The 19,289-nt window shown below is 65.3% G+C and carries 15 protein-coding genes; 6 read left to right on the top strand and 9 right to left on the bottom strand.

Going from position 1 to position 19,289, the window contains the following annotated elements; translation table 11 throughout:
- Positions 1-106 precede the first annotated feature (106 nt).
- The 4 genes from DC363_RS01980 to DC363_RS01965 all read right to left on the bottom strand — a co-directional run bounded on the left by DC363_RS01980 (position 107) and on the right by DC363_RS01965 (position 6,621).
- Positions 107-697, bottom strand: coding sequence for a DUF924 family protein (locus tag DC363_RS01980; protein WP_108639435.1), 591 nt, complete (start codon positions 695-697; stop codon positions 107-109).
- A 99-nt stretch (positions 698-796) separates the two neighbouring features.
- Complete coding sequence (locus DC363_RS01975; protein WP_108639434.1) at positions 797-2,068, bottom strand: MFS transporter; 1,272 nt, start codon at positions 2,066-2,068, stop codon at positions 797-799.
- A gap of 174 nt (positions 2,069-2,242) precedes the next feature.
- Positions 2,243-3,292, bottom strand: a complete 1,050-nt coding sequence (gene queA / locus DC363_RS01970; protein ID WP_108639433.1) for a tRNA preQ1(34) S-adenosylmethionine ribosyltransferase-isomerase QueA — start codon at positions 3,290-3,292, stop codon at positions 2,243-2,245.
- Between the two features lie 11 nt (positions 3,293-3,303).
- Positions 3,304-6,621 carry a YhdP family protein gene (locus tag DC363_RS01965; protein WP_108639432.1) on the bottom strand — a complete coding sequence of 1,106 codons (3,318 nt, stop codon included), beginning with the start codon at positions 6,619-6,621 and terminating at the stop codon, positions 3,304-3,306.
- A 67-nt stretch (positions 6,622-6,688) separates the two neighbouring features.
- Here DC363_RS01965 and DC363_RS01960 point away from each other — a divergent pair, with 67 nt between their 5' ends.
- From DC363_RS01960 to DC363_RS01945, 4 genes are all read left to right on the top strand, one after another.
- Positions 6,689-7,162 carry a peroxiredoxin gene (locus tag DC363_RS01960; protein ID WP_108639431.1) on the top strand — a complete coding sequence of 158 codons (474 nt, stop codon included), beginning with the start codon at positions 6,689-6,691 and terminating at the stop codon, positions 7,160-7,162.
- A gap of 74 nt (positions 7,163-7,236) precedes the next feature.
- Positions 7,237-8,064 (top strand): ferritin-like domain-containing protein, encoded by an 828-nt coding sequence (locus DC363_RS01955; RefSeq protein WP_108639430.1) that lies wholly within the window; start codon positions 7,237-7,239, stop codon positions 8,062-8,064.
- A gap of 154 nt (positions 8,065-8,218) precedes the next feature.
- A complete protein-coding gene (locus tag DC363_RS01950) occupies positions 8,219-9,538 on the top strand; it encodes a M23 family metallopeptidase (protein ID WP_196778356.1) in 1,320 nt (439 codons plus the stop codon).
- The gene (locus DC363_RS01945) at positions 9,528-10,031 is read left to right on the top strand and encodes a bactofilin family protein (RefSeq protein ID WP_108639429.1); all 504 of its coding nucleotides are present in this window, start codon (positions 9,528-9,530) and stop codon (positions 10,029-10,031) included. Before DC363_RS01950 ends, DC363_RS01945 begins: the two co-directional genes overlap by 11 nt.
- 66 nt (positions 10,032-10,097) lie before the next feature.
- Here the strand turns inward: DC363_RS01945 and DC363_RS01940 are convergent, their stop codons facing one another.
- The 3 genes from DC363_RS01940 to DC363_RS01930 all read right to left on the bottom strand — a co-directional run bounded on the left by DC363_RS01940 (position 10,098) and on the right by DC363_RS01930 (position 14,726).
- Complete coding sequence (locus DC363_RS01940) at positions 10,098-10,877, bottom strand: DUF2189 domain-containing protein (RefSeq protein ID WP_108639428.1); 780 nt, start codon at positions 10,875-10,877, stop codon at positions 10,098-10,100.
- Between the two features lie 129 nt (positions 10,878-11,006).
- Complete coding sequence (gene prfB, locus DC363_RS01935; protein WP_108639427.1) at positions 11,007-12,131, bottom strand: peptide chain release factor 2; 1,125 nt, start codon at positions 12,129-12,131, stop codon at positions 11,007-11,009.
- A 69-nt stretch (positions 12,132-12,200) separates the two neighbouring features.
- Positions 12,201-14,726, bottom strand: a complete 2,526-nt coding sequence (locus DC363_RS01930) for a penicillin-binding protein 1A (RefSeq protein WP_108639426.1) — start codon at positions 14,724-14,726, stop codon at positions 12,201-12,203.
- Between the two features lie 155 nt (positions 14,727-14,881).
- Here DC363_RS01930 and DC363_RS01925 point away from each other — a divergent pair, with 155 nt between their 5' ends.
- Complete coding sequence (locus DC363_RS01925; protein ID WP_108639425.1) at positions 14,882-15,517, top strand: class I SAM-dependent methyltransferase; 636 nt, start codon at positions 14,882-14,884, stop codon at positions 15,515-15,517.
- 9 nt (positions 15,518-15,526) lie between these two features.
- On the opposite strand, the gene DC363_RS01920 is transcribed toward DC363_RS01925, so the two are convergent.
- Both DC363_RS01920 and DC363_RS01915 read right to left on the bottom strand, forming a co-directional pair.
- A complete protein-coding gene (locus tag DC363_RS01920) occupies positions 15,527-16,762 on the bottom strand; it encodes an N-acetylmuramoyl-L-alanine amidase (RefSeq protein ID WP_241962893.1) in 1,236 nt (411 codons plus the stop codon).
- Positions 16,759-17,913, bottom strand: a complete 1,155-nt coding sequence (locus tag DC363_RS01915) for a pyridoxal phosphate-dependent aminotransferase (protein ID WP_108639423.1) — start codon at positions 17,911-17,913, stop codon at positions 16,759-16,761. The genes DC363_RS01920 and DC363_RS01915 overlap by 4 nt, the downstream gene beginning before the upstream one ends.
- Before the next feature lie 57 nt (positions 17,914-17,970).
- On the opposite strand from DC363_RS01915, the gene DC363_RS01910 reads away from it, so the two are divergent.
- On the top strand, positions 17,971-19,287 hold the full coding sequence (locus DC363_RS01910) for a M48 family metalloprotease (RefSeq protein ID WP_108639422.1): 1,317 nt from the start codon (positions 17,971-17,973) through the stop codon (positions 19,285-19,287).
- The last annotated feature ends 2 nt before the right edge of the window (positions 19,288-19,289 follow it).

Raw genomic sequence — 19,289 nt, 5'->3', positions numbered from 1 at the left:
ATTAGTTTAGCATTAAACTAATTTATGAAGGCCCGCTAGGGAAACGAAAACTAAGCAGTTGCGCTTCAGGATTGAAAACCGGAAGCGACCCGTTCAGCACCGGCCCTCAGGCCTCGGCGCTGGCGCGGCCGTCCACTTCCTGCAGGGCCAGCTTGTAGCCCCCGTCGCGCAGCCATTCCTCTTCCATGGCGGTGTTCTTGCGGCCCAAAGCCTCATTCCGGTAGGGAAAGCGGCCGAATTTGCGGATCACGGCGCGGTGCGCGCGGGCGTGGCGCAGGCTGCTGGTGCCGCCGTCGGGCATGCGCGACTTGAACAGGCGCACGGCGCGATCCTGATCGATCAGGTTCTCGGAATGCATCAGGGGCAGGTAGAAAAACTGTCGCTCGGGACCATTGATCTTCTGGTCCCAATTGCGGTCGATCGACACTTTCGACGCCGCCCGCGCCGCCTTGTCCGTGGAAAAGGCCTCGGCCTCGCCCCGGAACATATTGCGGGGGAACTGGTCCATCACCACGATATAGGCCAGTGCCGCCTTCGAGGAGGTCTGCCACGTGCTGCAGCCGCCGTCGCGGGCCTTGCGCCATGTCTCCTCAAAACGGTCGCGAATGGCCGCATCCAGCGCGGGATCGACGTCATACCAGCCTTTCGGCCCGACCTCATCGACCCAGAAAGAAAGCACCTGTTCCGGAGTGACCATATCCTGTCCTCTCGACCACAAAACCCGACTGTTAACCCAGCGTCGCATGATCCGTAAACCTTGGCAACCTTTGGGTTTTTCGCCCCACAGGCTTGTTGCTCAACTGTCGCTTTCGTCCTGCGCCTGCTCTTCCAGCTCGGTTTCGATATAGACCTCTTGCGCCATGTCGACGGCCACCACCGACGCGTTGGCCAGAACCGGCGCATAGGACACCTGATCCTCGACCGCGGTATCGCTGGGACGTTGCAGCATCCGCAACCCGCCATAGGCCGCCATGGCCAGCATCAGGGTCGCCACCGCCACCCAGAACGAGGCTTCGCCGAAAACCCCCATGACGTACCCCAGCAGGATTGGCCCCATGATCGCGCCGACCCCGTTGATGAAGATGAACCCGGCCGAAGCGGCGGGCATGTCCTCATGCTCAAGGAAATCATTGGCATAGGCGATGTAGAGCGCATAGAGCGGGTTGCTTGTGCCACCAACCAATGCGGCCCCCACTAGGATGACCGGCAGGCTGCCACCGGAGAGTGCAGCAAGGATTGCGCCCGCGCCCCCCAAGGCGGCCAGCCCGATGATCAACACCCGGCGGTCCATCCGGTCCGAGGCCCAGCCGATGGGATATTGCGCCGCAAGCGCCGCCACGTAAATCACCGAGACGAGAAGCGAAATTTCCTTCACGTTCAGTCCCGCTTCGACCCCGTAAACCGCCGTCATGCCGAACTGCGCGGCAAAGACGCCGCCGAGCAGGAACATGCCGACCGAGGCCAGCGGCGAGGTCCCGATCAGGTCCTTCAGCTTCATCGGCCGTGTCGTCTCGAAAGCGGGCGTCGGCGTGATCGACAACAGGATCGGCGCAAAGGCGAGCGAGACGAGCACCGAAGGGATGATGAACAGGATGTAACCGCTCACGTCCCCGAAACTGAGGATCACCTGCGCCAGAACGATGCCGGACATCTGTGCGAGCATGTAAAGCGACAGCGACTGGCCGCGATTTTCGTTGGTGGCAGCGTTGTTGAGCCAGCTTTCCGCAGTGACATAGACGCCCGAGAAGCAGAACCCGATGACGACGCGGCCCAGCGTCCAGGCCCAGACCTCAGGCAGGACCGGATAAAGGATCAGCACCGCGGAAATGGTCGAGCCGAGCGCCGCAAAGACCCGCACGTGGCCGACGCGGCGGATCATCTCGGGCGCCAGACGCGACCCACCCAGAAAGCCTACGAAATAGGCCGACATGACGATGGACATCTCGAAGGTCGAGAAATCCTCTAGACTGCCGCGCACCCCCAGCAAGGTCCCTTGCAGACCGTTGCCCACCATCAGCATGAAGATGCCGAGAAACAGCGCCCATGAGGCGAAGAAAACTTTGATCATGGCACCGTCCTTTGACCATATTCCTGCGGACGACCTAACAGGCCCGTCCCCCGCTGCGCCCCTAAACGCGACATCGCACCGGCGCAAGAAGACAAATCTCGTCTCGGCAGAAACCGCGCGCCCCCATCCCGCAGACCTCGCGCGGCAGGCACACAGCCTGCTTGCTCGCCGGCGCTAGGGCAGCAGAAGCGAGCTGTCGCCGTAGCTGAAAAAGCGGTAGTCGTTGGCGATGGCGTGGGCGTAGATCTGCTTGATCCGTTCTTGCCCCATCAGTGCGCTTACCAGCATCATCAGCGTCGATTTGGGCAGGTGGAAATTGGTCATCAGCCCGTCGGTGATCTGGAACTCGAACCCCGGTGTGATGAAAATGTCTGTCTCCCCTTCCCAAGCGCGCAGGGTGCCGGACCGGCCCGCGCTCTCGATCAGGCGGCAGGCGGTGGTGCCCACGGGGATCACCCGCCCGCCGTTTGCCTTCGTCTCCATGATCTCGGCCGCTGCCTGCGCGGAAACCTGCCCCCATTCCGCATGCATCTTGTGGTCCGAGACGTCATCGACCTTCACCGGCAGGAATGTGCCCGCGCCCACGTGGAGCGTCACATGGCTGAAGGTGACTCCCATCTCCGCCAGATCGTCCAGCAGCCACCTTTCGAAATGCAGCGACGCGGTGGGTGCTGCGACCGCGCCGGATTTCTCGGCCCAGACGGTCTGATAATCGCTTTTGTCCTGCGCATCCGCGGGCCGTTTGGCAGCGATATAGGGCGGCAGGGGCATCGCGCCTGCGGCATTCAGCGCGGCGTCGAAATCGTCACCTGTCAGGTTGAAACGCAGATAGGCCATGCCGCCGTCGCCCTTGCGGTCGAGCACCGCCGACAGGTCGGGTGAGAACACGACAGCCTCGCCCTCGCGCACTTTGCGCACGGGCTTGACCAAAGCCGCCCAGGCGCCGTCGGCCTGCGGCTCAAGCAGCGTGACCTCGATTTTCGAGACCCCCGCCCCGTCCGCGCTGGCCCGGTGCCGCTGTCCGAACAGGCGCGCCGGGATCACCTTGGTGTCATTGAGCACCAGCCGGTCGCCCGCGCGCAGCACCTGCCCCAGATCGCGCACCGCAAGATCACGCAGACCGCCGCTGTCGGCGACCAGCAGCTTGGCAGAGGTGCGCGGCCGCGCCGGGCGCACGGCGATCAGACGCTCCGGCAGATCATAATCGAATTCACTCAGCTTCATGGCCCTGCGCCCTATTGTGCAACTTGCGGCGGCGAACGGCGGAAGATGTCTCGGAACATGCCCGGCGTCAGCGCGGACAGCGGATTGACCGAAACGCTCGGGTTGTCAACGGGGCCGCGCAAGTTGAAATTGAACCCGATCAACCCCTCACCGGGGCGGGTCAGGATCGATCCGATGCCGTTGAACAGATAGAACGGAGAGATCACCCCCTGAAAATCCATCACCCGCGCCGCCGTGGCGTAAATCCCGTCCAGCGAGATGCCCAGACCCGGCCCCGTGGCGCTCGCCTGCGTCACGATCACCTGATCGGGGGTCAGCCGGAACGCCACCTCGATGTCGTTGAACAAAAGCCCCTGCCCGTCCAGTTGCGTCAGCAGCCCCACGACCGAGATCGCATCCAGCAAAGACGCCAGCGCCGGAGCATCGCGCACCCGCCAGTCGCGCCCGGTGATCCGCCCGTCATAGCTGCCCGGACTGCCCGCAGGCACAAGGATCATCTCGAAGGTGCCGTCGGCGGCGGTCTGCAAAAGCCCTGTCGCCCGCAAGACACGGCCCGCGTCGTCGCTGACGATCCGCACCGCCGTTCCGCCCTCCATCGGAACAACCGTGCCGCGCACCGGGGCGGCCCCGTTGACCGTGCCGGTGAACTGCCCCTGAAAGCCCCCGGCCGTGGTGAAATCCCCGCGAAGATCGTCCAGCCGGATCGCATCAGTGACCTGTAAGGTGTCCAGCGCAAGCGAGATCGGCCCGCCAGCAGCGGCCCGCTGGGCGCCAAAGTTCGCCGCGCGCAGGTCCAGCGTGCCGCCGGAAATCTGCACGCCCACGGGGCGCCCCTTGCCGCGCCCGGTCAGGACCACCGGCGCATTCAGCCAGCCGCCAAGCCGCACGGGATCGAAGGTGGCGCGCGCCAGTCCTCCCCCCGGCGCAAGTGCTACGGTGCCCGATGTCGAGAGCCCCGGTGCAGTCAGGGATAGCTCGTCAATCCGCGGAGTCTCTCCCATCCGCCCTGCCACCGTAAGCGCCCCCGGCACGCCGCGCGGCTTGGACCAGCCAACCGCGTCCAGCGCAACCCGGGCGCCGCGCAGATCCGAGGTCAGACGGAAGGCGGGCGCGGCCGCATCGCTCAGGTCCAGCGAAAGCTGCGCCGTGGCTTGCCCACTGAGCATGCCCGGCGGCAGGGTGATGTTAAGCGCCTCAAGATCCTCCGGCCCGACCGTCAACGTCGCATCGACCCGCGCCGTCCCCTCGGACCCCGGGCCAAGGGCGCGCGAAAACGTCGCCGTGCCGCCCAAGCCCCCCAACCGCATCGGGCCGCTGACGGTAAAACTCTGCGGATCGGCGCGCACCTGCAACGCCGAGGAGGTGAGCGTCCGGTCCGGCACCAGCACGTCCGAGCGCACGTCCCGCACAACCGCCTCCGCCGTCCAGTCCCGCGCATCGGGGGGCACATCCTTGCCCAGCGGCGTGTCGATCCCCACGGTGACACTGGCATGACCTTGGGCGAAACTCACCGGCAAGTCCGAGGTTTTGAGCATGTTGAACGGTGGCTGCGAAAGAAGCGACATGGCCGCCGTCACCCGCCCCGCGATGGCCAGATCGAACCGCGCGGGCGGCTTGGGCAGGTTGGTCACCGGCACCACCATCGTGCTGCCCGCCAGATCGAGCCGCCCGCCCTCGGGCGCAGTCACATGGCCCGCGCTCAGCTCCATCGCCATGCGCCGGTCGAGAATGGTCAATGTTCCCCGCGCCGCTTCGATCGGGGGCATGGTGCGCATGAAGCGCACTTCGGCGTCGCTCACCTCAAGCGTCACGGCCATCCCGGGCCGGGTGTTCGGCTGTGCGCGAAAGGCCAGCTCGGCGTTGTGGACCATGCCACTGCGGATGTTCTCGGCCACCCAGGCGCGGCTGCGCGGCGTGACGACGCGGGGCCAGATGTTCAATACCTGCGCGGCGGGGATTTGATCCGCCGACAGATCCAGCGCCACGGCCCACCCCTCGGGTGCGGCGCGCACCTGTCCGCCAATCCGCACCGGCGTGCGGTCCACCACCGCGACAGCCTGCCCGATGTCAAAAGTGAACGGGTCCAGCCGCAACCGGAAATCCACCCGCCCGTCGGACAGTTCCACCGGCGCGTCATAGAGCGCCTCGGGCGCCAACTCCATTGCGGAAAGGTCAATATGCCCCAGCAGAACCTCGGGCCAGCCGTCACGGAACTCACGCAGATAGGTCCGCGCCGTGCCCGCGAACGAGCCCCAGCCGCTGTCGACCTCGATCAGATCAAAAATCAGACGCTCCTCCCGCGGCTCATAGCGCAGATAGGTCCGGGCGCTGTTGAACGGGATCGGCCGCGTCTGGGGCGAGGGCTGCACCTCACCCGCGCCGATCTGCAGGGTGGCCGAGGTCGTTGTCAGCCGCCCGTCCGCATCCATCTGCCCGCGCACCGCGCCCGAGATCGGCGCATCGAGCACGCCCAGCCACGCCAGCAGCGGCGATTGGCTGGCGATGTCCCGCGCGGCGGCATTGGTGATCGTCACCCCCACCTGCCCCGAACGGCTGCCCCGGGGTGAGCTGTAGCTGAGCGCCGCGGTGGTCACGAAGGATCGCCCCGACAGCAGCGCCACCTCGGCCCGCAGATCCATCGCGTCGCCGCGCAGGTCCAAGGCCACCTGCCCGTCATCGACGATCCACGACCGGCCCGCCCGACCGTCAACGTAATTGAGGATCAGCCCGTTCGCCTCGACCCGCTCCAACGCCTCAAGCGCGCCCTGGGTGAACATGCCGTCCACCTGATCGAGCAGCCCCAGAAACCCGTCCGCCGCGCCGATGGCCGCCGCACCTTGATCGAAGGCCAGCGCCACGGTGCCGTCCTTGGCCCGCCTGAGCGAGATCTGCGCCCCGGTCAGGGTGACCCGCTGCGCCAGCACGCGGCCCTGCAGGATGCCGCGCGGCGACAGCAGCGCGCTGATCCGGGGCACCCGCGCCAGCACCGCATTGTCCCGGTCGCGCAACACCACATCCCTCAAAACAAGTCGCGGGTGCAGATCGCTGCCGATGGTGACATTCACCGCGCCGAAACCCAGCGTCCCCCCGGCGAGGCTTTCGGCGGCCCGCAGCTCAACTTCGCGAACGATCCAGCTTGGCGCGCTCACGTCCCGCCCGATCACCAGCAGCGCCGCGACCAGCGCCATGATCACCGGCGCCAGCAGCACCAGACCGAGGCCCCGCACCGTCAGCCAGAGCGCACGGCGGCGCCGCCCGCGCGGGGCCGGATCCGTGCGGGCTTCGGCCCCGCCCCCCTCGCCTTGGGGTGTTGCTGGTGGACGCTGCATTTCCATTGCGCTTATATTCCCGAGTGACCCGCAGAACGCAAAGGGATTGCATCCCGAAAGGAGCCCCATGGCCGATAGCCCCGCCCTCCTGACCGAAGGCGACCCCGCGCCGCAGGTCTCGCTGCCCCGCGACGGGGGCGACATTGTTACGCTCGCGGAGATCTCCGGCCCGGTGGTGCTTTATTTCTACCCGCGCGACGATACCTCGGGCTGCACCACGCAGGCGCTGGACTTTACCGCGCAGCGCGACGCCTTCGCACAGGCGGGCGCGACCATCCTCGGGGTCAGCAAAGACACCGTCGCCAAGCACGAAAAATTCGCGGCAAAACATGACCTAGCCATCGCGCTGCTGTCGGATGCCGAGGGGGACACCTGCGAGCGCTACGGCGTCTGGGTCGAAAAGAAGATGTATGGCAAGTCCTTCATGGGCATCGAACGCAGCACCTTTCTGCTCAAGGACGGGACGATCCGGCGCATCTGGCGCAAGGTCAAGGTGCCCGGTCACGTCGATGAGGTGCTGGACGCAGTGCGGGCGCTTTAGGGCATCGGTCGAAGCCCGCCGAGGGACAGCGCTTGATCTTGTATCGCCGGCGGGCCGAAGCTACCCACAGGCCCATGACCGAGATTCCAAAACCGCTGGCCCAGGTGGCCGAAGATGTCTTGCGCACCGCCGATGGCCGCGCCAAGACCGCGCTGTCGCGCAAATATGCCGCGGCCTGGCAGGCGGCCCGCGCAACCGGCGCGACGCCCCCGATCGGCACCGCCACGCCGCCCGATCAGCCCGCGCGCCCCGACGCGCCCGCGCTGCTTGACCCGCGCGACGTGCCGCGCCGCAAACCGGGCACGCCCGAAGGCCGCATCGCCATCCTGCACGCGGTGGCCCATATCGAGTTGAACGCCGTGGACCTGCATTGGGACCTGATCGCGCGGTTCGCCACGACGCCCATGCCCATCGGATTCTATGACGACTGGGTGAAAGCCGCCGACGAAGAATCCAAGCATTTCAACCTCATGTGCGACTGTCTTGAAGCGCAGGGCAGCCACTATGGCGCGCTGCCCGCCCACGCGGGCATGTGGCGCGCGGCCGAGGATACGGCCACCGACTTCATGGGCCGTCTTGCGGTGGTGCCCATGGTGCTTGAAGCGCGCGGCCTTGACGTGACACCGGGGATGATCCGGATTTTCCAGCAGGCCAAAGACGCCCAGGCCATCGACGCGCTGAACGTGATCTACACGGAAGAGGTTCACCACGTGGCCTATGGGTCAAAGTGGTTCCATTTCCTGTGCGGCCGTGACGGGTTGGACCCGACGCCCCAGTTCCACGCCCTTGTCCGGCGCTACTTTCACAGCAGCCTCAAACCGCCCTTCAATGAGGAGAAACGCGCCGAGGCCGGACTGCCGCCGGACTTCTACTGGCCCCTGGCTGACTCCCCCGCCCGTTAACCATCTTGTCGGCGGTTTCATGCCCAATCTGCATCATATGCCGCTGTAAAAGCACAAAATTGACCAAAAACCTTGCCAGAGATTCTCCCACCCGTTAACAGGTTCGGGACGTGGGCCGGGGCACGTCAAAGGCAAGACCATTCAGGACAAACACGTGAAATCACCCTTAATACACAAATTACACGTCGCCCTGGAGAAACGATTTCCGGAAAAACGCCTCTTCCTGCGGTCCGAGACCGAGACGCGATTCATCCGGCTCAAACCCGAAACCCAGCTTGTCGCCTGGACCGGCAGCGCCATCGTCGTCAGCTGGACGATCATCGCCACCGCCGTCCTTTTGATGGACAGCATCGGCGCGGGCAACTTCCGCGCTCAGGCGCAGCGGGATCAGGCCACCTACGAAGACCGTCTCAATGCGCTGTCGCAGGAACGCGACCAACGGGCGAGTGAGGCTGTCGCCGCACAACAGCGTTTCTCCTCCGCCCTTGAACAGATTTCCCTCATGCAATCCGAGCTTCTGCGCTCGGAAGACCGCCGGCGCGAGCTTGAGACCGGGCTTGAGGTTGTGCAGGTCACCCTGCGTCGCACCATGCAGGAACGGGAAGCCGCCGAAGAGCAGATCGCCGCGCTGGAAGATGCCCTGAACGGCGACGGCGAAGTGCCTGCAGGCTTTGCCCAGTCCGGCGACGCCACGGGCACGGTTGACCTGCTGGCCACCGCCTTGGCCGACACCGCCGCCGAACGTGACAAGATCGCCTCCGACGCGGAATTCGCCCTCACCCACGCCGCCGAGATGGAGCTGGAACTGCGCCTGCTGCAGGAACGCAACGACCAGATTTTCCGCCAGCTGGAAGAGGCGTTCACCGTCTCGGTCGAACCGCTCGACAACATGTTCCGCGCCGCCGGTATGGACCCCGACGACGTGCTCAGCCAGGTGCGCCGCGGCTATTCCGGCATGGGTGGCCCGCTGACCCCGCTGCAATTCTCCACCCGGGGCGGCCAGCCCGATCCCGACGCGGCCCGGGCCAATGACATCCTGTCCTCCATGGACCGGCTGAACCTTTACCGCATCGCCGCGGAACGCATTCCCTTCGATATGCCCGTGCGCTCGGGCTTCCGCTTCACCTCGGGCTACGGGATGCGCTGGGGCCGGATGCACAACGGGACCGACTTCGCAGCCCCCATCGGCACGCCCATCTATGCGCCCGCCGATGGCGTCGTCACTTTTGCGGGCTGGTCCTCGGGCTATGGGCGCCTCGTCAAGATCCAGCACGCCTTCGGGGTTGAGACGCGCTACGCCCACCAAAGCCAAATTCGCGTGCAGGTCGGACAAAGAGTCTCGCGCGGGGATCGTATTGGTGATATTGGTAACTCCGGACGGTCAACCGGCCCGCACCTCCACTACGAAATCCGTGTAGGCGGACGGCCCGTAAACCCCATGATCTATATAAGAGCTGGACAAGATGTTTTCTAAGAGCAAAATCAACGAACCCGGCAACGCTGCCGCCCCTTCCTCGCCCGATGCGGCGGCCAAACCGGCAAGCCCGGCCCCGTCCCAGAGCGATTTCAAATCCTCCGCGCCCAAGGCCAAGCCGCCGGCCAGCACGATCTCAACCGATCTGCACATCACCGGCAACCTGAAGACCTCGGGCGACATCACCATCGAAGGCACGGTCGACGGAGACATCCGCGCGCATCTGCTGACCGTGGGCGAAGGTGCCACGGTGAACGGCGAATGCATGGCGGACGACGTGGTCGTCAATGGCCGGATCATCGGCACGGTGCGCGGCTTGAAAGTGCGCCTGACCTCGACCGCGCGTGTTGAAGGCGACATCATCCACAAGACCATCGCGATCGAAAGCGGCGCGCATTTCGAAGGCTCCGTGCAGCGTCAGGACGATCCCCTGAACGCAGGCCCCAAAGGCGCCCCGGCACAGGCCGCGCCGAAACCTGCACCGCAGGGCTAAGACTTTCTACTATTCGCAATCCGGGGCCGCACTTTCGTGTCGGCCCCTTTGCATGTCCGGCGCCCCCTAGAGCGGATCGTACAGCGCCCGCCGGTAGATATGCCAGGTCGCATGCCCCAGAACAGGCAACACCACGATCAGGCCCAGAAACCACGGCAGCAGCGCCACAAAGGTCAGCCCTGCAATCACCGACGCCCAAAGCAGCATGACGCCCCGGTTCCGCGCCACCGTCCGGATGCTGAGCAGCATGGCCGAGACGAAATCGATCTCACGCTCGAGCACCAGCGGCAGGCTCACCACCGTGAGGCTGAACAGTCCGAAGGCCAGAACGCCGCCCACGATAAGCTCCACCGTCATCATCGCAAGGCCCTGAGGTGTCAAGAACACCTCCCACGAGGTGGTGACATGGGTCAGCGTGCTGACCCCCATGAAGAGCGCGAAGATCAAATGGGCCAAAAAGGTCCAGAACAGGAAATAGATCACGATGATCGCGCCGATCCAAGGCACCTGCCGCGTACGTTCCGCCCAGACGACACCCAGAACAGCGCGCCACTCCAACAGCTGATCCGCCTCAAGCCTTCGGCTGACTTCATAGAGCCCCACGGCGGCAAAAGGCGCCGCCAAAGGAAACCCGAGCGATGTGGCCAGCACCCAGGTCACATGCCCGGCCCCGAGCCATGTCATGAGGAAGCCGCCCAGAACATAAAGGCTCGAGAACAGCAGCCCGAACTGCGGCGCTGTGCGGAAATCATGCAAACCCGCCTTCAGGCAGGTCCAGATTTCATGCAGGGTCAGCCGGCCGATCTCCGGCACGGGTGAGGCTGCGGGGTGCGCAAGATCGGTCATGTAACCCTCCTGCCCCCATCATTGCCGCGCACCCCGTCAGGTCAAGCGCCGCCTGCTTCTCTGGTTCAAAATACCTCGGGGGAGGCGCGCAGCGCCGGGGGCAGCGCCCCCAAACCCCGCCCGTAAGCCCTAATCGTCAGAGGCATCCGCCCGGCTCTTGCCGCTCACGTCCATTGCCAGCGTCGCTGCCATGAAGGCGTCAAGGTCCCCATCCAGAACGCCCTTGGTATCCGATGTCTCGTATCCTGTGCGCAGGTCCTTCACCATCTGGTAGGGCTGCAGCACATAGGACCGGATCTGGTTGCCCCAACCGGCATCGCCCGCGTTTTCGTGGACCTCGTTCACCAGCGCCGAGCGTTTGTCCAATTCCATCTGGTAGAGCCGCGATTTCAGGGCCTTCATGGCAATGTCGCGGTTCTGGTGCTGGGACTTTTCCGAGCTTGTCACCACGATCCCCGTCGGCGCGTGGGTGATCCGCACGGCCGAGTCGGTGGTGTTCACGTGCTGCCCGCCCGCCCCGGAGGACCGGTAGGTATCAATACGGATATCGGCGGGGTTCACCTCAATCTCGATGTTGTCATCCACCACCGGATAGACCTTCACCGAGGTGAACGACGTGTGCCGCTTGGCCGCGCTGTCAAAGGGCGAGATCCGCACCAGCCGATGCACTCCACTTTCGGATTTCAGCCAGCCATAAGCATTGTGTCCGCTGATCTTGTAGGAGGCGGATTTGATGCCCACCTCTTCGCCGGCACTTTCGGACTGCAATTCCACCTTGTAGCCCTTGCGTTCGGCCCAGCGGATATACATCCGGGCGAGCATGGCGGCCCAGTCGCAGGCCTCGGTGCCCCCCGCGCCCGAGTTGATCTCAAGAAAGGTGTCGTTGCCGTCGGCCTCACCGTTCAGAAGCGCTTCCAGCTCCTTTTCCGCAGCGGTGGCCTTCAGCGCTTTCAGGGCGGCCTCGGCCTCGGCGATGATTTCGTCGTCCTCTTCCATCTCGCCCAGTTCGATCAGTTCCTGCTGGTCGGACAGTTCCTGCTTGATGCTGTCATAGCTCTCCATGGCATCGACCAGCGACTGGCGGTCGCGCATCAGCTTCTGGGCGGCTTCGGGATCGTTCCACAGGTTCGGATCCTCGACCCAGGCGTTGAATTCCTCAAGCCGGTGGGGTGCTGTGTCGCGGTCCATCCGCTGGGCCAGCAGCGCAAGGCTCTTTTCGATTTCGGTCACGACGGTTTGGATTTCAGCGCGCATGTCAGTCTTCTGTTTTTGGGATTGTTCGCGGTCTAAAGCATTGCCGGAAGCGGGGCAATCGCCCAACCGTCAATAGAGGCCCCCCGAAGACAGTGACCCGAATGAGGCGTTCGAGTTGATCGTCGCCTCTTCCCCGGTCGAGGTGGTGACGCTCACCGGGTTATTGGTGCGCACTTCGTCAAACAACGGCAAGTCCGATGCCATGGCAAAACCGCCATCGAAGGTGATCCCGAAGATCGGCTCTTCGCCCGCACGGAAACATTCGCGCACCACGTTGCCGCCCGAGGCGCCGTCCGGCAGGCGGGCGCCGGTGTAGCGGTCAATGTTGATGAACATGCATTCCTCGGGGGCCTCGAAGGCGCCGCCGCCGTATTTCTGGATCGCCGTCTTCATGAAGCTGTTGAACACCGGCGCGCAAAGCCCACCGCCCGAGCCGCCACGGCCCATGGGGCGGGGCGTGTCATAGCCGATGTAGCAGCCGGCGACGATATTGCTGGAAAAGCCCACGAACCACGCATCCTTTTCGTCGTTGGTGGTCCCGGTCTTGCCTGCGATGGGCACCGGCAGGTTCACCGCACCGCGCGCCGTGCCCCGTTGCACCACACCCTCCATCATCGAGGTGAGCTGATAGGCGGTCACAGCATTCATCACCCGTTCGCGGTCCGACGCGATCCGCGGCGCGCGCCCGGGCTCAAGGTTCACGTCCGCGCATTCGCGGCAGACCCGCTGGTCGTGGCGATAGATCGTGTCGCCATTGCGGTCCTGCACCCGGTCCACCAGCGTCGGCTCGACCCGCTCACCCCCATTGGCGAACATGGCATAGGCCGCGACCAGCCGGTAAAGCGTGGTTTCCTCGGACCCGAGCGAAGCGGACAGATAGGCGGTCATGTCGTCATAGACGCCGAAGCGCTCGGCGTAATTGGCCACCGTGGGCATCCCCACCTCTTGGGCAAGACGCACGGTCATCACGTTGCGCGATTGCTCGATGCCGGTGCGCAGGGGGGTGGGGCCGTAATAGCGGTTGGAATAGTTCTGCGGTCGCCAGATCTCACCGCCTGCGGCCACTTCGATGGGCGCATCCACCACGACCGTCGCGGGGGTGTAACCGGAATCCAGCGCCGCCGCGAACACGAATGGCTTGAAGGCAGAACCGGGCTGGCGCTCTGCATAGGCGCGGTTGAGCTCGGAGATCCGGATCTCGTAGCCAAAGCCCCCCTGCATCGCCAGAACCCGCCCGGTGTTCACGTCCATCGCCATGAAAGCACCCTGCACTTCGGGCACCTGCCGCAGGGTCCAGCGGATGAAAGAGCCATCCTCGTCCGAGGTCATCTTGCGCACGTGGACGATGTCCCCGCGCGAGAAATTGTCGGCAAAACTGCCGCGCATCCATTCGATGTCCCGGCGCGGAACCACGGGCTCTTCGTCGCCCTCTTCCCAGTCCTCGATGCCAAGGCGCAACTGAGTCTCGCCCACCTCGAGCACGACCGCGGGATACCACGGGTTCTCAAGATCAATGGTGCGAATCACCGGCGCGTTGCGCAGGTTGGCGCGCCAGGTTTCTTCGTCCTGCAACAGATCCTCGGGCAGGCTCAGCCCCGTGCCGCGCCAGACGCCGAGGCCACGGTCAAAGCTTTCAAGCTGGCGCTGCAGGGCATCGCGGGCGGCGGCCTGCAACTCCTCGTCCACGGTGGCGCGGATCGACAGGCCGGCGCTGTTCATCTCGTAGTTGGGGAACAGCTCCTCAACCTCGTTGACGATGGCGGCGGTGAAATAGTCGCGGTCGGGGCGTTCGCTGTTGTAGCTCGGGAAATCGCCGTTCTGCACGGTGCGCAACGGATCGGCGAGCGCGGTCTGCAACTCCTCTTCGGTGAGGTAGCCGTTCTCATACATCTCTTCGAGAATGAAATCGCGCCGCGCCAGTGCCGCTTCGCGGTTGCGCACAGGGTGGTAACGATAGGGCGCCTTGGGATGCACGGCGAGGAAGGCGGCTTCGGCCGGGGACAATTCGCTTAGCGATTTGTTGAAATAGGACCGCGCCGCAGCCGTCACTCCGAATGAACGCACGCCAAGGTCGATTTCGTTGAGGTAGAGCTCGAGAATGCCCTCCTTGCCGAGAATCTCCTCCATTCGCGGAGCAAGGATCAGTTCCTGAATCTTGCGCTCCACCCGGCGCGAGCCATCCAGCAGGAAGTTCTTTGCCACCTGCTGCGTGATGGTCGAGGCCCCGCGCAGAGTTTCCCCGCGTGTGGCGACAGCCTCATACATGGCGGCGCCGATGCCGCGCAGATCATACCCGTCATGGGTGTAGAAGTTCTTGTCCTCGGCCGAGATAAACGCCTGTTTGACGATGTCGGGAATCTCTGCCGCAGGCGTGAACAGGCGACGTTCCTCGGCGAATTCGTCGATCACCTGCCCCTCACCGGAATAGACACGGCTGATCGTCTTGGGCGTGTAGTTCGCCAGCGCCTCATAGGTCGGCAAGCTCTGGCCATACATGTAGAACACGGCCCCCAGCGTCAGTGCGCCCATGCCGATGCCCAGCGTGATCATCGAGAAGATGCCACCCAGAAATGAGAGGATGAAACGTAGAACCATGAAAGGATGCGCCCTTGGTAAGTTGCCCCGCTTATAGGCAGAACCACAGGCGCGGTCAAAAGAATGACGCCCCCCTTCGGCCAACTCCCGCTTGCGGGGGGAAGCGGGCGTAAAGAGCGCTTGAAGGCCGCGTCACAAAGGGGCAGATCTCGGCCATGACACTGCAAAGCTCTCCTTCCGACATTCTGCCGACCTACGACCGTGTTGCGCTGGATTTCTATGCCCAACGGGACCGCTCCCTGTTTGAAAAACCCATGCTGGACAGGATGTTGGGCGTCACGCCGCGCAACATGTCGCCGCGCCGCCTGCTTGATCTGGGGTGCGGCACGGGCGCGCCCATCGCCACCTATCTGGCCGAACGGGGCCTTGCGGTAACGGGCGTTGATGGCGCTGCGGGCATGGTTGAGCTCTTCGCGCGCACCCTGCCCCGGGAAACTGCCGTTCACGCAGATATGAGGGGGCTTGATCTGGCCCAGACCTTCGATGCCATTCTGGCGTGGAACAGCTTCTTCCACCTCTCCCCAGACGACCAGCGATCCATGTTCGAGGTGTTCCGCAGGCACGCGGCCCCGAATGCTGCCCTGATGTTCACCACTGGCACGTCCGCCGGCGAAGTCTGGGGCGAGGCTGCGGGCGCGGAAGTCTATCACTCCAGCCTTGATCCGGCAGAGTATCGCGACCTGCTGGTGCAACACGATTTCAAGCTGATCGACCACCGCCCCGAGGATCCCTCCTGCCATGGGCATACGATTTGGCTAGCGCGCTATATCGGCGCGCCCGGGCACGCCTAGGCGCTCTCGCTACTGGCGCAGCAAGGGCGCCAGCGCCTCCTCCTCGATGGCCCACCGCGCCACGGCCAGCGTCACCGCCGCCACGATGGGCGCGCGGCCGGTCGGGCTGGTCAGGCGCGCGCGGTCTTGCGCGTTGGACAGGAACCCCACTTCAAGCAGGACCGACGGGAAATCCGCCGCGTTCAGCACCGCCAGCTCCGCCTCGCGCCGGGGGCGGCTGTTGAGCTGCGCGCCAGTGTCGCGCATCGCCTGAACCAGCCCGGTGGCGAAACGCTCACCGGCGGCGGCGGTCTCGACCCGGACCAGGTCCTGCAGGACCGTCGCCACCTCGTCCCCCTGCCCCGACAGATCGACCCCGGCAAGAAGATCGCCGCTCTCGTGCCGCTCGACCATCCGCAACGACGCATCCTCTTCCGCCGCATCGGTCAGCGTATAGACCGAGGCGCCAGTGGCCTGCTGCCCTTCCAACGCGTCGGCGTGCAACGAGATGAACAGCCCCGCGCCCGCCTGTCGCGCAAGGGTCAGACGCTCTTGCAAGGGCACGAAGCGGTCGTCGTTGCGGGTCAACACCGGGCGCACGCCCTCCACCCGGCCCAAAGCGCTCGCCAGTTCCCGCGCGAGTGCCAGCATCACGTCCGCCTCATGGACGTCGTCATAGCCCGCGCCCGGATCGATGCCCCCGTGGCCCGGGTCGATCATCACCACCAGCGGCCCATCGGGGCGCGGTGCCGGTGAAACGGGTTCGGGCGGCGACAAAAGCGCCCAGTCGGGATCGTCCGGTGCGCCGGCGGCGGCGGCAAACTCGGCCTCGCTCGCGCGGCGCAGGGCCACCGTGATCGTCGCCGTGCCCGTGCTGGCGTCCACGCGCATCCCGGCCAGATCGACCGCGACCGGTGCGCTCAGGTCCAGCACCATACGGCTCCACCCGGGCCGCAATACGCCGAAGCGGGCGCCGCCGATCCAGTCGCTTGCGGTGAAGGCGTCAGGTTTGGCCTGCCGAAAATCCACCTCGCGGAAATCAAGCACCAGACGGCGCGGGGCGTCGAGCGTAAACACGCGGTAAGGCACGGGCTGCGAGAGATAGAGCGTAAGCTCGGTGCTGCGAAACTGGTCCACCGCCCCCGATTGCGCAACATCAAGCCGCGCAAGCCCGCTGAAATCCTGCGCCTGCACCGGCCCAAGGCCGAGCGCCCCGATCAGACAGAGCGCGCCGAGCGTTCCCTTCATCTGACCGAATAAACTCATGCGCCGGCCTCGCGGTTTGCCATAAAGGCCGCCAACCGGGCGAGTCCTTCGCGGATATCCTCGGTTGAGCGGGCATAGGACAGGCGCACCCATTTGCGCCCCTCGACCGGGTCGAAATCCAGCCCCGGCGTAATCGCGACACCCGCTTGCGCCAGAACCTCTGCGCAGAAGGCCACGCTGTCATCGGTGTGCTCGGAGACGTCCACATAGACATAAAAGGCCCCGTCGGGCGGCGCGAACTTGCCCAGCCCCATGCCGGGCAGCGCCTCGATCATCAGCGCGCGGTTGGCGCGATAGACATCCACGTTGCGGTCCAGATCCGCGCCGCAATCCATCGCATGCAGCGCCAGCCGTTGCGAGGCATGGGGCGGGCAGATGAACATGTTCTGCGCCAGACGTTCGATCCGGCGCACGTGATCCTCGGGCACGACCATCCAGCCCACGCGCCAGCCGGTCATCGAGAAATATTTGGAGAAGGAATTGATGACATAGACCTCGTCTGTGACCTCAAGCGCCGTCGCCGTGCGGTCGCTGTAGCCCAGCCCGTGATAGATCTCGTCACTGATGAAGGCAGCCCCCGCATCCGTGCAGGCCTGGGCAAGCGCGCGCAGCTCGTCATGTCCCAGCATCGTGCCGGTGGGGTTCGCCGGTGAGGCGACGATCAATCCGTCCAGCCCGTGCCGCGCCACATCTTCCGCCACGGGTTGCATACGGGCCGCAAGCGTCGTCGGCATATCCACCGGCACCAGATCCAGCGCCTTGAGGATCTGCCGATAAGAGGGATAGCACGGCGCGCCGAGGCCCACCCGTTCACCGGTGTCAAACAGGGCCGAAAACGCCAGCAGAAACGCCCCCGAGGCGCCCGCGGTGATGACCACGCGCTCGGCGGGCAGCTCGACACCATACCAGTCGCGGTAGTGCTGCGCGATCCGGGCCCGCAGCTCAGGCAGGCCCAGCCCCACGGTATAGCCCAACGGCCCCGCCGCCATGTCCTTCGCCAACCGGTCCAGCGCCGCCTGCGGCGCGCCGGTGCCCGGCTGGCCCACTTCCATATGGATGATATGCCGCCCGGAGGCTTCGGCGGCACGGGCCGCTTCCATCACATCCATCACGATAAAAGGATCGACGTCCCCGCGTCTTGAGTTCCGCATCTGCTCTGCCCTACGTTGCCTTGACCCCTCTTTGCCCCGCTGGACCGGAGCCCGTCAATGCGCCTTCTTTTTCTCACCCTGATCGGCTCGCTCTGGATCACGCTTGCCACTGCCCCAACCGCGCGCGCGGTGTCGCTGATCCGCGATGCCGATATCGAACACAGCCTGTCCCAACTGGCCGCGCCGGTGTTGCGGGCGGCAGGGTTGAACCCGTCGGACGTGCGAATCCTTGTGGTTGAGGATCGCGGTCTGAATGCCTTCGTGCTCAACAGCCGCGCGATCTTTATCCATTCGGGCCTGTTGCAACGGGTCGGCACCGCCGCGCAACTGCAGGCGATCATCGCCCATGAGGCCGCGCATATCGCCAACGGCCATATCTCGCGCAGGTTGGCCAACACCCGCAACGCCAACACGGCCGCCGGGTTCGGGCTGGCGCTGGCCTTGGCGGTCGCTCTTGCCGCGGATGAGGGGTCGGCGGCAGGCGGTGTTGCGGCGGGCACCCTGAGTGCGGCGCAGCGCCAGCTCTTCGCGCACACAAGGGCCGAGGAATCCGCCGCCGATCAATCGAGCATCCGCTATTTGCTGCGCGCCGGTGTCGATCCGGCGGCAACAGTAGAGGTGCTTGAGCTTTTTCGCGGGCAAGAGGCGCTTTCGTCGGCGCGGCAGGACCCCTATGCGCGCACCCATCCGCTGACCGCGACACGTCTGCGCACCCTGCGCGGTCTTGTCGCGGCCAACCCCGGGCGCGCCGCCGACAGCGCGGCCGCCGATGCCCTGTTCGCCCGTGCCCAGGGAAAACTCAGCGCGTTCATCCAGAACCCCGGCTGGACCCTGCGGCAAACCCGCGGCGACACCTCGCCCGTCGCGCTGATGCGCCGTGCTGTTGCCCAGCATCGTCAGGCGGACGCCACTGCGGCGATCCAGACCATGCAGACCCTGCTGGCCGCCGCCCCGCGCGACGCCTATTGGCACGAGCTGTTCGGGCAGATCCTGCTGGAAAGCCGCCAGATCGGGCCGGCTGTCCAATCTTATCAGAATGCAGTGGCGTTGAACGGGTCCGAGCCGTTGATCCTTGGCGGCTACGGGCGCGCGCTTCTCGCGCTTGATACCGCCGAATCCCGCGCCCGCGCGGTGCAGATGCTGGAACGCGCCCGCGCGCTGGACGGACACTCTGCCGCGATTCTGCGCGACCTCGGGCAGGCCTATGCGAAGGCCGGTCAACCGGCGCTCGCCTCTCTCGCGGCGGCCGAGCGCTACGCGCTACTGGGGCGTCTGGATGACGCGATTGTGCATGCCAGACGGGCGGCGGATCGCTTGCCCCGGGGGTCTGCCCCTTGGCAGCGGGCGCAAGACGTGCTTTCAGCAGGCCAATGACC

The organism is Thalassorhabdomicrobium marinisediminis, from assembly GCF_003072065.1.
Taxonomy (GTDB): Bacteria; Pseudomonadota; Alphaproteobacteria; order Rhodobacterales; family Rhodobacteraceae; genus Octadecabacter; species Octadecabacter marinisediminis.
The sequence above is the reverse complement of the archived record's forward strand: the minus strand, read 5'-3'. Positions and strand labels throughout refer to the sequence as shown.